Origin of the sequence: Saccharothrix sp. NRRL B-16348 (assembly GCF_001280085.1) — a bacterium.
In the GTDB taxonomy this organism is placed as follows: domain Bacteria; phylum Actinomycetota; class Actinomycetes; order Mycobacteriales; family Pseudonocardiaceae; genus Actinosynnema.
This window is the reverse complement of the sequence record NZ_LGED01000079.1, coordinates 57,188-72,434: the sequence shown is the minus strand read 5'-3', so window position 1 is coordinate 72,434 and position 15,247 is coordinate 57,188. Positions and strand designations below refer to the sequence as shown.

The 15,247-nt window shown below is 71.6% G+C and carries 13 protein-coding genes; 12 read left to right on the top strand and 1 reads right to left on the bottom strand.

Annotated elements, in window-relative coordinates; translation table 11 throughout:
- Positions 1-30 precede the first annotated feature (30 nt).
- Positions 31-753, top strand: a complete 723-nt coding sequence (locus tag ADK67_RS10120; RefSeq protein ID WP_082403353.1) for an AMP-binding enzyme — start codon at positions 31-33, stop codon at positions 751-753.
- Here the strand turns inward: ADK67_RS10120 and ADK67_RS50660 are convergent.
- Entirely contained in the window at positions 689-2,464 is a 1,776-nt protein-coding gene (locus tag ADK67_RS50660; protein WP_063797554.1) for a GNAT family N-acetyltransferase, read from the bottom strand. The two genes, ADK67_RS10120 and ADK67_RS50660, sit on opposite strands and share 65 nt — an antisense overlap.
- Positions 2,465-3,047: 583 nt before the next feature.
- Between ADK67_RS50660 and ADK67_RS48190 the strand changes: the two genes are divergently transcribed.
- The 11 genes from ADK67_RS48190 (at position 3,048) to hemL (ending at position 15,247) form a co-directional block, all read left to right on the top strand.
- Positions 3,048-3,620 (top strand): LuxR C-terminal-related transcriptional regulator, encoded by a 573-nt coding sequence (locus ADK67_RS48190; protein WP_063797553.1) that lies wholly within the window; start codon positions 3,048-3,050, stop codon positions 3,618-3,620.
- A 24-nt stretch (positions 3,621-3,644) separates the two neighbouring features.
- Positions 3,645-4,550 (top strand): TIGR03619 family F420-dependent LLM class oxidoreductase, encoded by a 906-nt coding sequence (locus ADK67_RS10105; RefSeq protein ID WP_197289366.1) that lies wholly within the window; start codon positions 3,645-3,647, stop codon positions 4,548-4,550.
- 28 nt (positions 4,551-4,578) lie between these two features.
- Complete coding sequence (locus ADK67_RS10100; RefSeq protein WP_053716134.1) at positions 4,579-5,499, top strand: LysR family transcriptional regulator; 921 nt, start codon at positions 4,579-4,581, stop codon at positions 5,497-5,499.
- 180 nt (positions 5,500-5,679) lie between these two features.
- Positions 5,680-6,609: a DMT family transporter gene (locus tag ADK67_RS10095; protein WP_053716133.1), complete on the top strand. Its 930-nt coding sequence runs from the start codon at positions 5,680-5,682 to the stop codon at positions 6,607-6,609.
- A gap of 216 nt (positions 6,610-6,825) precedes the next feature.
- A complete protein-coding gene (locus ADK67_RS50655; protein WP_053716132.1) occupies positions 6,826-7,572 on the top strand; it encodes a maleate cis-trans isomerase family protein in 747 nt (248 codons plus the stop codon).
- On the top strand, positions 7,569-8,762 hold the full coding sequence (locus tag ADK67_RS50650; RefSeq protein WP_063797552.1) for an FAD-dependent oxidoreductase: 1,194 nt from the start codon (positions 7,569-7,571) through the stop codon (positions 8,760-8,762). Before ADK67_RS50655 ends, ADK67_RS50650 begins: the two co-directional genes overlap by 4 nt.
- Before the next feature lie 22 nt (positions 8,763-8,784).
- Positions 8,785-9,597 (top strand): aspartate/glutamate racemase family protein, encoded by an 813-nt coding sequence (locus ADK67_RS10080; protein ID WP_053716131.1) that lies wholly within the window; start codon positions 8,785-8,787, stop codon positions 9,595-9,597.
- Positions 9,597-10,577 carry a porphobilinogen synthase gene (gene hemB / locus ADK67_RS10075; RefSeq protein ID WP_053716130.1) on the top strand — a complete coding sequence of 327 codons (981 nt, stop codon included), beginning with the start codon at positions 9,597-9,599 and terminating at the stop codon, positions 10,575-10,577. Before ADK67_RS10080 ends, hemB begins: the two co-directional genes overlap by 1 nt.
- Positions 10,578-10,579: 2 nt before the next feature.
- Positions 10,580-11,869, top strand: coding sequence for a glutamyl-tRNA reductase (hemA, locus tag ADK67_RS10070; protein WP_197289364.1), 1,290 nt, complete (start codon positions 10,580-10,582; stop codon positions 11,867-11,869).
- Positions 11,866-13,911 (top strand): acetate--CoA ligase family protein, encoded by a 2,046-nt coding sequence (locus tag ADK67_RS10065; RefSeq protein ID WP_053716129.1) that lies wholly within the window; start codon positions 11,866-11,868, stop codon positions 13,909-13,911. Before hemA ends, ADK67_RS10065 begins: the two co-directional genes overlap by 4 nt.
- A 1-nt stretch (position 13,912) precedes the next feature.
- Positions 13,913-15,247, top strand: coding sequence for a glutamate-1-semialdehyde 2,1-aminomutase (gene hemL / locus ADK67_RS10060; RefSeq protein WP_053716128.1), 1,335 nt, complete (start codon positions 13,913-13,915; stop codon positions 15,245-15,247).

Genomic DNA, 15,247 nt, shown 5'->3' with positions numbered 1-15,247 from the left:
CCTTTCGTGTTGTTTGGAGGAAGAACCGGTATGGCGTATGACGATGTAGAGGTGGAACTCCTCGCGCATCCGCAGGTGGCGGAGTGCGTGGTCACCAGGATCCCGATCGGGCGGCGGAAGGACGTGCTCGTCGCGTACGTCGTCGCCACCGGCCGGATCGAGCCGGCGGAGGTTCGGGCGTTCCTCTCGGCGCCTCGTCTGCGGCACAGCCGCATTCCGCAGGCCGTGATCCCGGTGAACTCCCTGCCGCGCACGAGTTCCGGCGAGGTGGACCGCGAAGGTCTTCCCCTCCCGGTGCTGCCGGGGCGGGCGGCAGGCGGCAAGGGGGCGTGGCAGGACGGCGACGAGACACGCAGGTTCGGGCTGTACCTGGGCGGGATCCTTGCCGTGGTGGCGTTCCTGATCACCGACGAACTCTGGCCGGGCTCCACCGACCTGTCGGCGGTGCCCCAGCCCTGGGCGGGGCTGTTCACCGGGCTCTACGCGGCCGAGTGCCTGTCCTTCGGCCTGGGGATCGGGTTCCTGGTCACGGGCCGCAGACGGTTGACCGGTTCGGGGCGCCTGACCACGTCGGCCCACCTGGCGATCGTCTGGCTGCTGGTCGCCTGGTGGCCTCAGGACAACTTCTACCGGCTCACCGCCAAGACCGACTGGGGTCGACAGGCCGCCCTCGTCTACGGGTTCAACATCACCTTGATGCTCGCCGCGGCCGTACTCGTCGTGTTCGCGGTCCGCGACCGTCGCGTGGACTGACCTCCAGATCGGCGAACATCCCGCCCAGTGCCGCGTTCGCGTCGCGGACGGCGGCTTCGGCGTCCGCGAGGGCCTGCCCGTCCCGTGCCGCGATCGCCACGCCCAGGTGGGGAACCGGGTCGAACGCGGCTGTCGGGATGGTGACCAGCAGGGTCGCCCCGAGCTCCCGGCACCGTTGTGCGGTGCGGGCGACGTGGTCGCGCAGCGCTCCGGCGGGCAGCCGTGCGCCCAGGGGCAGCCGATCGAGGGTGCGGACGAGGTGACGTCCTCCCCGCCGGCGGTCGAGGGCGGCTTGGACGTGGAACGCGACGGCCGGCCCGGTGAGTCGCAGGTTGATCTCGACCGGAGCGAGGCGGCCCGACGCGTCGGTAACGAAGTCGACGTCGTACCAACCCCGGTAGCCCTCCTCGGACAACGTCCGGCCCACCGCGACCCCGAAGCCGACGGCCGTGTCGCCGAGCGGATCGGGCAGGACACCCGGACCGACGGTGACGCCTCGGTAACTGGTGCCGTCGACGTCCATCAGCCCGACGCCGACCGGGTGAACCTCGCCGTCGACGTCGATGACGGCGTCGAAGGTGGGATCGCGGTACGGGCCCGTTCCCTCCACGTACTCCTCCACCAGCAGGCCACGTGCCGCCCATCGCCGTGCCGACGCCCGACGCCCCTCGCGGGACGCGACCACCGTGCCGGAACCGCCGACGCCGTACTCCTCCTTCAACACCACCCGCTTCCCGGCGGCCAGTTCCCGAACCAGCGCGCGACGGGAACCGACCAACCGTTGTTCGGGGACGACGATTCCCGGGTGTTCCGGAGCCAGCGCGCGGAACAACGCGTTCGCCTGCCTCTTGGACTCGTACCGCCGGACCGCCCGCACCACCCCTTCGGGCGACGGGGAGATCGGGTCGAACGCCGTCGTGCGGCCCCACGGCAGCACGGGTGCTCCACGGGAGGTGAGCCGTTCGAGCAGATCCGGCCGAGCCAGGATCGCCTCGGACACGTGGCCGTCCCCCGCGATCCCGCTGTGCACCTCGACCTCGCTCCAGCCGAGCACGGCGCCGACGTCCCGAACCCACCACTCGTCGACCGGCTGCGGAAGAACGATCAACGAGGGCTGCGGCCCGCAGAAGGCGGCCAGGCAGGAGTAGTGGTCCGGCCCCCTCGCCTCACCGGTGAACTGGCCGTTGAACTCGGCGACGTTGCCGACGTGCACGGTGGGTCCGCCCTCGCTCCACGCCACCGACCACGACGGCTCCGGCCGAACCGGCCACGCGACCAACACGGGCAGTGCCCGACCCGAACTCGTCCGCTCCGCTCCCATCGCCAGGTGGAACGGCTCGGCGTGGGGGTCGGACTCGATCGCCACCCGGTCGAACCCCAGCCGCGTCGCCTCGGCCATCACGTGCCGGTACAGCATCCGCCCGACACCACTGCCGATCACGTCCGGCTCCACGAACAGCAGGCCGAGCTCACCGTCCGGCGGTTCCCCGTCCAACGTGGCCACACCCAGCACCACGCCACCCCGTTCGGCGACCACCGTGCGCCGTTCGACGACCTCAGCGGGCCGAAGTCGAAGCGCCTCCGCGCAGCCGGCCAGGAACGCCTCGTCATAGCCCCAGTACGCCTTGGAACGCAGCACCAGCGCGCTCAACGCCTCAGCTTCCTCCGGTCGCGCCGCCCTCAGCGCCACCGCTCCCGTCAGGTCGCTCATGCCCCGCCCTTCCCACGGCCGGACGTGCCGACGCCCGGTTCAGTCCACAGTAGACAGCGGTCGCCGGCGCACTTGGCCGACAGAGCGCAATTCCGACAAAACGAACTGGTCGAACGGCTGACCAACGGTCGACGTGATCGACATTACATCCGTTGTCCCACTCGTCGCGGTGCGTGTCGGGCGAAAGCGGTGAACGGGTGACGCGGTTGTCGTTCGGTAATTCCCGGTGACCTAGATTGGCAATCTATCTTCCTCGCGCGACCACCCCGGTCCACTGTGGACGGCACGTGGCGCACCGTCGGCGACACCGGTTGATCAGTGGCGGAACGCCCCCGTGTCGAACGAGTTCGCGACGGACCGGGCAACAACACCCCGACAGGCCGGACCGGGAGCGGCGACATCCTCCCGCCATGCCGGCCGATCGGCGACCGCCGATCGCCTCGGGCCGGATCGGTCCCACTCTCCGGGACCGGCGCGAGCCGCCGTCGCGCGGCTTGCATTCGTCCACGTGCTCAGGTAAACACGGATGACAAAGCGGCATCGGTGTGTTCATTGCCGAGGCTGCGGGACCTTGGGGGAAGTCATGGCGAGATTTGTCGTGGAGATGATGTTTGAGACCGGCGACCCGCGATTAGCCCATACGCGGCCGGCACATCGCCTCTACTGGGAGCGACAAGCGGCGCTGGGAGTGCTGTCGGGCGGCGGATGGTACACGAATGATCGAGGCGGACTGCTGCTCTGCGAAGCGTCGGATGAGCGCGAGGTGCGCCGGGCAGTGCAAGCTGATCCGTACGTTCGGAGCAGCCTCGTAAAAAGCGTTCGAATACTCGAATGGACGCCGGTGCTGGGCGGGTTCGGCACCGGCGCCAGGCCCGACCAACTGGGTCTGACCACGGTCAACGACTCCCCCGCCACCGTCGTGCGGCGACTCGAGGAGAGCTCGCGCGCGGTCCGCACCGCCCCGTCCAAAGCGACTCGACGGCTTACCGCACACGAGTCCCGCATAGCCGAGCTGATCGTTCGCGGGCAAACCAATCGCGAGATTGCCGCCGCGTTCGGCGTTTCGGTCCGCGCCGTGGAACTGCACATCACGAATATCTACCGCAAGCTCGGCATCGCGCGTCGCGCGCAACTCGCCGGCGCACTGGTTGCCTGACGGCGAGGAACAATGGAATTCGGCGTGAACATTCCCACGTACGGCGACCGGGCCACTCCTGACGCGATAGTGGGCTGGGTGCGACACCTGGAGGACATCGGCTACCACTTGGCAATGGTGTCCGACCACGTCGCGCTGACACCCGAAGTCGAGAGGCTGTTCCCCGCCCCGTTCTACGACCCGTTCGCGACGCTCGCGTGGCTGGCCGGGCAGACCACCCGCATCGGTCTGGGCACGACCGTCGTCGTGCTGCCGTACCGGCACCCGCTCGTGATGGCGCGCATGGCCGCGAACATCGACCGGTTCAGCGGTGGCAGGTTGGTGCTGGGCGTGGCCGCGGGGTGGGCGCCCGGCGAGTTCGCCGCCGTCGGCGCGAGCTACGAGCAGCGCGGCCGGGTCTCCGACGAGTCCCTGATGGCGATGAAGGCGCTCTGGACCCGGGAGTGGGCCGAGTTCCGCGGACGGCACGTGTCGTTCGGACCGGTGGCCACGGGGCCCGCGCCCGTCCAGCGCCCGCACCCGCCGATCTGGGTAGGAGGGCACAGCGCGAGCGCGCTGCGTCGCGCGGTCCGCCACGGTCAGGCCTGGCACCCGACCTCGTTCCCGGTCGGCTACCTGCGCCGCGTCGGCCTGCCGGAGCTGCGCCGCGCCGCCGAGCGCGAGAGCCTGCCCGTGCCCGCCCTGGCGCCTCGGATGAAGCTCCGCCTCACCGAACGCCCGCTGCCCGACGACCGGCGCCTGGTCGGCGAGGGCACGATCGGCCAGGTCCGCGACGACCTGGCCGAACTCCAGGACTTGGGCGCCACTCACGTGGTCCTCGACACCACGTTCCCCGGCGAGACCACGCGCCACCCGGCAGAGCGTTATTGGGGCATGCTGGAACGGGTGGCCGCCGACGTCGTCGACCTCTCGACCGGACAACTCCGTTGAGCTGGTTTCCCACGAGGCAGGTTGGCAGATGGCAGAGCTGGACGTCCGCAAGTTCCGGGTGTTGCGCGAACTGGAGGAGCGCGGCACCGTGGCCGCGGTGGCGCAGGCGCTGCACCTCACCCCGTCCGCGGTCTCGCAGCAACTGGTGGCGCTGAGCAGGGAGGCCGGCGTCCAGCTCGTCGAGCCGGTCGGCCGCCGGGTCCGGCTCACCGACGCGGCCAGGGTCCTCCTGCGCCACGCCGACGACATCTTCACGCGGATCGAGCGGGTCCACGCCGACCTCGCCGCGCACGCCGTGGGCCACGTGGCGGACGTGCGGGTGGCCGGGTTCGCGGCCACCCTCTCCGGTCTTGCCCTGCCCGCGCTGCGGTTGCTGCACACCTCTCACCCCGACCTGCGGGTGCGGCTGGTCGAGTCCGACCCGCCGGAGTCGTTCGACCAGCTGGTGCGCGGTGACATCGACCTGGTGCTGGCCCTGGCCTCCAAGGACAGCCCGGCGGTCAACGACCGGAGGTTCCACCGCGTGCCGCTGCTCGCCGAGCGGTTCGACGTCGCCCTGTCGCTGCACCACCCCCTCGCGCACGCGCCCGAGGTGCGGTTGGGCGACCTCGCCGGCGAGCAGTGGATCTTCTCCAACAGCGACACGTGCCGGGACATCTCGCTGGCCGCTTGCATCTCGGCGGGCTTCACGCCCGAGATAGCGCACCAGATCGGGGACTGGGAGGCGACGCTCTCCGCCGTCGGCCTGGGTCTCGGTGTCGCGCTGGTGCCCCGGTTGATCGACACCAGCGGCCACGACGACGTGGTCATCCGCGTGCTGGAGGCGAACAAGCCGACCCGGCACCTGTTCGCCGCCGTGCGGCGGGGCGCCGAGTGCGCCCCGCACCTGGAGGCCGTGCTGACGGCCCTGGTCGAGGTCGCCGAGGCCAAGGCCGCCTCGCCGGGCTGATCGTTCAGGTTCCCTGCACGGTCGAGCCCACAAACTGTTGCTGGAACTACCGCGGCTCCACTGGAATGCTGAGATCACGACCGGGTTCCGCGCCTACGGGCGGACGCCGCCTTGCCTTGGTGGCGATTTTTCGAGAATCCGCCGGCCAGTTCGCGGACAGCAACGGCAGAGGGATGACGCATGTCTTGGGAGCTTTCTAAGAGCGGCTTGGCGAGGCTCGTCGCGCTCGGTTTCATCTGGGGCTCGGTCTTCATGTTCATCAAGATCGCCGGATATGCCGTTTCGCCGCTGCAGATGGTGTTCTCGCGATTGGTCCTGGGCGCCTTGGTGCTGTTGCCGTTCGTCTTCAGCCAGGGTTTGCGGTTTCCGAGCGGGGCGAAGGTCTGGGGACACCTGACGGTCGCGGCGCTGCTCGGCAACGCCGTTCCGTGGACGCTGTTCGCCTGGGGTGAGCAGGACGGCTCGTCGAGCACCGCCGGCGTCATCAACTCGACCACCCCGCTGTGGACGATCGTCGCCGCCTTCATCCTCGGCCAGGACCGGAAGCTGGGCACGGCCAAGGTCTCGGGCCTGCTGCTCGGCCTGCTCGGCACCCTGCTCATCGCCGCGCCCTGGAACGCGGGCGCCGTCGGCAGCACCGGCAGCGTCGTCGCCTTCGTGGTCGGCACGGTCAGCCTCGGCGCGAGCTTCGCCTACATGGGCAAGTTCCTCACCGGCCGCGGCATCCCGCCCCTGGTGCTGGCCGCCGCGCAGTTGACCGCCGCTTCGGTGTTGTTGCTGCTCGCACTGCCGTTCGCCGGGCTGCAGCCGGTGACCTTCCGGCTCGACTCGGCGCTGTCGCTGCTCGTGCTCGGCGCGGTCTGCACCGGCCTGGCCTACGTGCTGAACTTCCAGATCATCGCCAAGGACGGCCCGACCATCGCCTCCACGGTCACGTACCTGTTCCCCGTCGTGTCCGTGCTGCTCGGCGCCCTGGTGCTGGACGAGGTGATCGACTGGCCCGTCTACGTCGGCGCGGTCGCCTCGATCCTCGGCATCACCCTCGTCCGGCGCAAGCCGAAGCAGGTCGCGGGAGGCGCCACGGCCCCGGTCGCCGCGGCGAAGGGTTAACTCCCCCAACCCTTCGGCACGGCCCAGCACGGCACGGGATCTCCCGAAACGCCCGTTTCGGGAGATCCCGTGCCGTGCCTTTTTTTCTTGCCCGCTGTTTCGGATCTCCGAAGGAAATATTTACGTGTTCGTTCTGTGGTTTACCGTAGTGAGCCGACCCGGTGAGCCTGCCTAATCTCGCTGTCAGCGAAAGCGGGATGTGAGGGGTTTGTCGTGATGTCCAAGATGAACAGTCCCAGATTAGGTGTTGTCGTTCCTTCCGGGAATGCGGCCGTCGAACCGGAGATCGCCGCTCTGCTGGCCGGATTCGTCAGCGTCCACGCGGCTCGCTTTCCGGTTTTTCCCGATCGGGAACAGCGTGAACGGATCTCGTTGTACAACGACGCGCTGCCGGCGGCCGTCGAATCGTTCGGCAAGTTGGGCCCGGGTGCCGTGGTGGCCGAGTGCAGCGGCTCGCACTACCTCCAGGGACCGGACGAGGAACGCCGGTTCTGCGAGCGGCTCAGCGAGCGGCACGGGGTCCAGGTCACCACCGTCACCAGGACCGTGCTGGCGGCGCTCGCCGCGCTGGGCGTGCACGAGACGACGCTGGTGTCCCCGTACCAGCCGTGGCTGACCGATCTGTCGCGCGCCTACTGGGAAGCGGCCGGCATCAAGGTCCGCGACGTGGTGCGGGTGCGCTCCTCCGCCGGGTTCTCGCCCTACGACGTGACGCCCGACGAGCTGGTCGAGCAGGTGCTGGCCGCCGACCGGCCCGCCGACGAGGTGCTGCTGGTCACCGGCACCGGCATGTTCACCCTGGAGGCGTTGGAGCGGCTGGGCGCGGGCCGTGACCGCGTGGTGCTCACCTCCAACCTGTGCACGGCCTGGTGGGCGCTGCGCGAACTCGTGCCCGGTGCGCACGTGCCCGCCGACTGGCCGCTGCCCGCGGGCGCGACCGCGGCCACGGGTGCGCCGGCGTGAGCGTCCTCGTCGTCGGCACCGGACCCGTCGGCCTGACCGCCGCGCTGGTGCTCGCCCGCGACGGCGTCCCGGTCACCGTGCTGGAGGCCGGTTCGGGCCTGAGCACGGCCTCCCGCGCGTCGACGTTCCACCCGGCGACGCTCGACCTGCTGGCCGATCTCGGCGTCGCCCAGCCGTTCACCGCCCTGGGCCGCGCGGTGCACAGCCTCCAGTGGCGCGACCGCTCCGGGGCGCTGATCGCCGAGATGCCCTACTCGCTCCTCGAAGGCCTGACCCGTCATCCCTTCCGGCTGCACGCGGAGCAGAGCGCGCTCACCCCGCTGCTGTTGGAAGAACTCACCCGCTTCCCCCACGTCGACGTCCGGTTCGACACCCCGGTGTCCGGCGTGGTCCAGCAGCCGGACGGTGTCGAGGTCGTGCTCCGCACCGGCGGCACGCTGCGCGCCGAGCACGTCCTGGCCGCGGACGGCGCGCACAGTGCCGTCCGCGCCTCCCTCGGTCTGCGGTTCGCCGGCGCGGAGTACCCGACCTGCGCGCTGCGCGTCATCACCGACACACCGCTGGACGAGCTGGTGCCCGGCCTGTCGCCCATGACCTACTTCCGCCACCCCGAGCAGTCGTGCAGCGTGCTCGGCATGCCCGGCCTCTGGCGGGTGATCCTGCGCGTGCCGCGCGAGGCCCATGACGACACCGTGCCGCGGGACCGGGTGGTCGACCTGCTGCACCGCGCGCTGCCCACCGCCGCCGCGCGGATCGCGATCCGGGACGCGCACACCTACCGCACTTCCCGCCGCGTCCTGGACGACTACCGCGTGGGCCGCGTGCTGTTCGCCGGCGACGCCGCCCACCTGACCTCCACCGCCGGCGGCATGAACATGAACTGCGGCATCCACGACGCCGTCGACCTCGCCGGCGCGTTGGCCGCGGTGTCGCGCGGTGCTTCCGACGACGCGCTCGACACCGCCGCCCGACGGCGCCGCACCGCGGTGACCGACCAGGTGATCCCGCGCAGCGAGGCGCGGGTGTCCGGTGTGGACGGACGCGGCGGCGCTCGCGTCGAGGACGCGGTGCGCGAGATCGCGGAGACCGCCGAGGACCCCGTCGCCGCCACCGCCTGGCTCAGCCGGGCGTCGATGCTCGACTCCGCACCACGTCACGTGCCACCCGCTCGTTCCGTCCAGTCCGCTTGACTCCCCGAAAGGGCGCACAGCCATGAGGATCTGGTTCCACAAGCACACCGTCGAGGGACGACTCCCGCTGCTCGACGACTGGTACCGCAAACACCTCGCCGAGGTCGCGTCGCCCGGCACCACCATCGACATCAAGACGCTGCCCGAGGACACCTACGGCGACGCCACTCCGTTCGACCTCGTCAAGTTCGGCGCGCTCCAGATCCACTTCAACGCCTACTTCGCCCAGTCCGCCGTCGTCGCCGAGCGCGAGGGCTACGACGCGTGGGTCATCGCCGCCGGCCAGGACCCCGGCCTGCACGACGCCCGCGCCATGACGTCCATCCCGACCCTCGGCTACGGCGAGACCGCGTTCTTCTACAGCGCGCTGATGGGTTACCGCTTCGGCGTGCTCGGCTTCATGCCCGCCCTGCGCGAGATCATCTCGGAGAACATCGAGCGCTACGGGATCGGCAACCGGCTGTCGTCGTACGAGATGGCCGCCGACGGCCACGAGGCCGTGCGCCTGGCCGTCAACGGCGACTTCGACCTGTTCCTCGACGCCTACGGCGCCGCCGCCCAGCGCGCCGCCGAGGCGGGCGCGCAACTGCTCATCCCGGCCGAGGGCATCCCGACCGAGATCTTCTGGCACCTGGGCGTCAAGGAGCTGCACGGGCTGCCGCTGATCGACCCCGCCGGGCTGCTCGTCCGCATGACCGAGTTGACGGTGGATGCCCAGCGCCTGGGCATCACCTCCCGTTCCGGGGCCGGCTACTGGTTCCGCCGCCCGGACGACCGGCTCACCGAGCACATCGAGAACGTCTTCCTCGGGTCCACGATCGGAAAGGTTGCCTGATGTCCAGCTTCCCCGTAGTCCGCATGCGCAGGTTGCGCCGGACCCCCGCGCTGCGCCGGTTGGTCACGGAGACCCGGCCGCACGCGTCGAACCTGGTGCAGCCGCTGTTCCTGCACGAGGGCCTGACCGAGCCCAGGGAGATCAGCTCGATGCCGGGCGTCTACCAACACACGCGTGACTCGCTGCGCAAGGCCGCCGTCGAAGCGGTCACCGCGGGCGTCGGCGGCCTGCTGCTGTTCGGCATCCCGGTGCACAAGGACCCGCTCGGTACCGGCGCGTCCGACCCCGACGGCATCCTCCAGGTCGCGCTGCGCGACGTCGCCGAGGAGGTCGGCGACGCCACCGTGATCATCGGTGACGTCAACCTCGACGAGTACACCGACCACGGGCACACCGGCGTGCTGGGCCCGGACGGCGACGTCGACAACGACGCCAGCCTGGAGCGGCTCGCCGCGATGGCGGTGGCCCAGGCCCGCGCCGGCGCGCACGTGATCGCGCCCAGCGCCATGATGGACGGTCAGATCGGGTCGATGCGCGCGGCGCTGGACGCCGAGGGCTTCCAGCAGATCCCGATCATGGGCTACTCCGCCAAGTACGCCTCCGCGTTCTACGGCCCGTTCCGCGACGCCGTCGAGTCCTCGCTGACCGGCAACCGGCGTTCCTACCAGCAGGTGCCCGGCAACATCCGGGAGTCGCTGCGCGAGGTCGACCTCGACCTCGAAGAGGGCGCGGACATCGTGATGGTCAAGCCCGCGGGCGCCTACCTCGACATCGTGTCCCTGATCGCGCAGCACACCGACGTGCCGGTGGCCGCCTACCAGGTCTCCGGCGAGTACTCGATGATCGAGGCCGCCGCGGCCAACGGCTGGTTGGACCGCGAGCAGGTCGTGCTGGAGAGCATCGGCTCCATCCGGCGCGCCGGCGCGTCGATCATCATCACCTACTGGGCCGCCGAGTTCGCATCACGGCTGGAGCGCTGACGGTGGACGACCTGAAATTGACCGTTCTCGGCGTCAGCCACTCCTCGGCACCCGTGGACGTGCTGGAACGCCTGGTGCTGGAGGACGGGCGGCTGGAGGACGTCGTCGGCGGGCTGCGGTCGGCCGACGGGTTCGGCGCGGTGTACGCGCTGTCCACCTGCAACCGGATGGAGTTCTACCTCGAGACCCCCGAGGGTGGGCCGGACGCCGGTGACGCGGTGCGCAAGGCGGTGCTCGACCGGGCGGGCATCTCCGCCGAGGACGCCGACTCCTACTTCTACCTGCGCCAGGGCGAGGAGGCGGTGAGCCACCTGTTCTCGGTGGCCAGCGGCCTCGACTCGATCGTCATCGGCGAGGACCAGATCCTCGGCCAGGTCAAGGACGCGCTGGAGCGCTCGCAGCGCCTCGCCGTGTCCGGACCGCTGATCAACAAGCTGGTGCAGGCCGCCATCCGGGTCGGCAAGCGGGTGCGCAGCGAAACCGACATCAACCGCGCGGGCCGGTCGCTGGCCACCGTGGGCCTGTCCGCCCTGGAGCAGGTGGTCGGTGCGATGACGGGCCGCTCGGCCCTGGTGATCGGCGCGGGCGCGATGGGCGGCGTGGTCGTGGCCGCCCTGCGGCGCAGCGGCCTGGCGCGCATCGACGTGGCCAACCGCACGCCGGAGAAGGCCGCCAGGCTGGCCGCCACCGCGGGCGGTCAAGGCCACCCGCTGGAGGACCTGCCGAGCCTGCTCGCCGACGTGGACCTCGTGGTGACCTGCATCGGCGGGTCGGGCGTGGTCCTCACCGCCGACGCCGCGGCGGAGGCGGTGCGCCGCCGCGCGGGAGCACCCCTGTTCCTGCTCGACCTCGCCATGCCGCGCAACATCGCCGCCGACGTGGCCGACGTCGAGGGCATCAGCCTGGTCGACCTGGAGACGCTGGCCGGGCAGGACGTCGACGACTCGGCGCTGGCCAGCGTGACGTCCGCCCGCCGGATCGTCGCCACCGAGGTCGACGGGTTCCTCGGCGCGCAGCGCTCGGCGCGGGTCGCGCCCGCCCTGGTGGCGCTGCGCTCGGTGGCCTCCTCGGCCGCGGAGGACGAGCTGGACAGGCTGTTCCGCAAGATGCCCGCGCTGGACGAGCGGACGTGCTCGGAGATCACCCGGTCGGTGAACCGGATCGTGGAGAAGGTGCTGCACGGCCCGACCGTGCGGGCGAGGGAACTGGCGGGCGCGCCGGACGGCGCGCGTTACGTGGAGGTCTTGGGCAAGTTGTTCGACCTGCCGGAATTGGACGGGGTTGGCGCATGAGCACGCTGTCGCTGCTGTGGCGGGCGGAATCCGTCGCGGTCATCGGCGCCACCGAGCGCCCGGGCGCGCTGGGCCGCAAGCCGGTGGACTACCTGAGGCGCTACGGCTACCAGGGCCGGGTGCTGCCGATCAACCCCAAGGGCGGTGAGATCCTGGGCTACCAGGCCTACCCGTCCGTGCTGGACGCGCCGGGGCCGATCGACCTGGCGCTGATCATGGTCTCCGCGGAGCGCGTGCCCGCCGCGGTCGACGACTGCGTGGCCGCGGGCATCAAGCTGGCCATCATCGCCTCGTCCGGCTTCGCCGAGATCGGCGACGAGGGCGCCGCGCTCCAAGCCGAGACGGTGAGCCGCGCCCGTGCGGGCGGCCTGCGGCTGATCGGGCCCAACTGCATCGGATCGGTCGGCTTCCGCAGCCGGGTGCTGGCCACGTTCAGCCCGCTGTTCTCCGCCGAGTCGGTGGTCTCGCTGGAGCCCGGCGGGCTGGGCATCGTCAGCCAGAGCGGCGCGCTGGGCTTCGGCGCGGCCAGCCTGGGCATCGAACGCGGCATGCGTCCCGGCTGGGTCGTCACCACCGGCAACGACGCCGACGTCAGCGCCCTGGAAGTGCTGGCCGCGCTCGCCGAGGAGCCCGACTGCACCGCCCTGCTCGGCTACCTGGAGAACGTGCCCGACATCGACCTGCTGCGCTCGCTCGCGGCCTCCGGCAAGCCGGTGGCCCTGGTGAAGTCCGGGCGCAGCGCCGAGGGCGGACGGGCCGCCGCCTCGCACACCGGCGCCCTGGCCACCGACGACCGCGTGCTGGACGCCGCCCTGCGCCAGCTGGGCATCGTGCGGGCCGACGGCATCGACGAGCTGCTGGACGCCGGTGACGCGTTCGCCACGCCGTTGCGGCCGAAGGGCCCGCGGGTGGCGATCGTGACCACGTCCGGCGGGTCCGGCATCCTCGCCGCCGACGACGTCGTGGCGCGGGGTCTGCGGCTCAGCGAGCTGCGGCCGGAGACCCGCGAGGTGCTGGCCGGGATCGTGCCGAGCTTCGGCTCGGTGGACAACCCGGTCGACGTCACCGCCGCGGTGCTCAGCGACTCCAGCCTGTTCGAGCGGTCCCTGGCCGCCATCGCGGCCGACGACACCGTGGACATGATCATCGGCTGCTTCTGCGTGATGACCGACGGCGACGTCGACAAGGCCGTGCACAGCCTCGCGCGCACCGCGGAGGCGTCCGGCAAGCCGGTGCTCGTCTCCCGCACCGGCGCGGACTTCCTGGCGCCCGAGGCCAGGGCGACCCTGCGCCGGATCGGCCTGCCCGACTACCCGACACCCGCGCGTGCCGTCCGGGCGGCCGCCGCCCTCTGGCAGGTCTCCCGGCCGCGTCCGGCCGCGCTGCCCGCGGCGACCGACGCCGTGCCCGCGCCCGGGTCGGAGGTCACCGAGCCGGAGCTGAAGGCACTGCTGACCGAGGTGGGCCTTCAGGTGCCCGCCGGCCGCGTCGTCGCCTCCGCGGAGGACGCCGCGAGCCTGGTCGCCGAACTGGGCGGGCGTGCGGTGTTCAAGGCCGTCGTGCCCGGCCTGGTGCACAAGACCGACGTCGGCGCGGTCAAGGTCGACGTCGGCGTGGCGGACGCGGCCGCGGCGTTCGAGGAGGTCGCCGCGTTCGGCGGCCGAGTCCTGGTCGAGGAGCTGGTCGACGACGGCGTGGAGCTGCTGGTCGGCGTGCGGTCGGCCGACTTCGGCCCCGTGCTCACGGTCGGCCTGGGCGGGATCTTCACCGAGGTGCTCGACGACGTGACGTCCCGGCTGCTGCCGCTGGGCGAGGGCGACGCGGAGGCCATGCTCGGCGAGCTGCGCGGCTCGGCTCTGCTCACCGGCGCCCGAGGGCAGCGACCGGTCGACGTGGCGGCGGCGGCCGACGTGCTCCGCAGGGTCTCGGCGCTGACCGCCGACTGGGGCGCCGGCTTCGAGCTGGACCTGAACCCGGTGCGCCTGCTGCCGGACCGGGCCGTGGTGCTCGACGCCGCCTACGTGACCACCAAGGAGTCCTGAGATGTCCGCGACGCACGTCGCCCCCCAGGCCCCGGGCGCACCCGCACCGGAGTCCGAGGCCCTGTTCGCCCGCGCCCGGCGCACCGTGCCCGGAGGGGTGAACTCGCCGGTCCGCGCCTTCCGCGCGGTCGGCGGCACCCCCCGGTTCATGGACCGCGGGCAGGGCCCGTACCTCCACGACGTGGACGGCCGCGAGTACGTGGACCTGATCTGCTCGTGGGGTCCGATGATCCTGGGGCACGCCCACCCCGCCGTGCGGGACGCGGTGGTCGCCGCGGTCGGGCAGGGCACCTCGTTCGGCACGCCGACGCTCAACGAGGTGCTGCTCGCCGAGGAGATCGTCGAACGGGTCGCGCCCGTGGAGCAGGTCCGGCTGGTCAGCTCGGGCACCGAGGCCACCATGTCGGCCATCCGCCTGGCGCGCGGCTTCACCGGCCGCACCAAGGTGGTGAAGTTCGCGGGCTGCTACCACGGCCACGTCGACGCCCTGCTCGCCTCGGCCGGGTCGGGCGTGGCGACCTTCGCCCTGCCCGACACGCCGGGTGTCACCGGGGCGCAGGCGGGCGACACGATCGTGCTGCCCTACAACGACCTCGAGGCGGTGCGCCGGGCGTTCGAAGCCGAGTCCGACCGGATCGCCTGCGTGATCACCGAGGCGTCACCGGGCAACATGGGCGTGGTGCCGCCCGCGCCGGGCTTCACCGCCGGGCTCGAGGAACTGTGCCGGGAGCACGGCGCGCTGCTGATCTCCGACGAGGTGATGACCGGGTTCCGGCTCAGCCGCGCCGGGTGGTTCGGCCGGGAAGGCGTCGCGGCCGACCTGTTCACCTTCGGCAAGGTCATGGGTGGCGGCTTCCCCGCCGCCGCCTTCGGCGGGCGCGCCGACGTGATGGCGCACCTCGCCCCGGAAGGGCCGGTGTACCAGGCGGGCACGCTGTCGGGGAACCCGGTCGCCACCGCGGCCGGTCTGGCGACGCTGCGCCTGTGCACCGAGGAGGTGTACGAGCACCTGGAGCGGGCGGCCACGGTGCTCACCGGCGCCATCGCCGAGGCGCTCGACCGGGTCGGGGTGGCGCACCAGGTCCAGCGCAGCGGGAACATGTTCTCGGTGTTCTTCGCCGCTGCGCCGGTCACCGACTTCGCGTCGGCCAAGGCGTCGGAGACGTTCCGCTACAACGCCTTCTTCCACGCGATGCTCGACCAGGGGGTCTACCTGCCCCCGTCGGCGCTGGAGTCGTGGTTCCTGTCGGCGGCGCACGACGATCGGGCGCTCGACCGCGTGATCGCCGCGCTGCCCGCGGCGGCGGAGGCCGCTGCCTCCGCCACCGCGGGATGA

Bases quoted from the DNA above. Each gene is read 5' to 3' on its own strand.
- ADK67_RS10120 (WP_082403353.1), top strand. From the start codon at position 31: ATGGCGTATGACGATGTAGAGGTGGAACTCCTCGCGCATCCGCAGGTG.
- ADK67_RS50660 (WP_063797554.1), bottom strand. From the start codon at position 2,464: ATGAGCGACCTGACGGGAGCGGTGGCGCTGAGGGCGGCGCGACCGGAG.
- ADK67_RS48190 (WP_063797553.1), top strand. From the start codon at position 3,048: ATGGCGAGATTTGTCGTGGAGATGATGTTTGAGACCGGCGACCCGCGA.
- ADK67_RS10100 (WP_053716134.1), top strand. From the start codon at position 4,579: ATGGCAGAGCTGGACGTCCGCAAGTTCCGGGTGTTGCGCGAACTGGAG.
- ADK67_RS10095 (WP_053716133.1), top strand. From the start codon at position 5,680: ATGTCTTGGGAGCTTTCTAAGAGCGGCTTGGCGAGGCTCGTCGCGCTC.
- ADK67_RS50655 (WP_053716132.1), top strand. From the start codon at position 6,826: ATGTCCAAGATGAACAGTCCCAGATTAGGTGTTGTCGTTCCTTCCGGG.
- ADK67_RS10080 (WP_053716131.1), top strand. From the start codon at position 8,785: ATGAGGATCTGGTTCCACAAGCACACCGTCGAGGGACGACTCCCGCTG.
- hemB (WP_053716130.1), top strand. From the start codon at position 9,597: ATGTCCAGCTTCCCCGTAGTCCGCATGCGCAGGTTGCGCCGGACCCCC.
- ADK67_RS10065 (WP_053716129.1), top strand. From the start codon at position 11,866: ATGAGCACGCTGTCGCTGCTGTGGCGGGCGGAATCCGTCGCGGTCATC.
- hemL (WP_053716128.1), top strand. From the start codon at position 13,913: ATGTCCGCGACGCACGTCGCCCCCCAGGCCCCGGGCGCACCCGCACCG.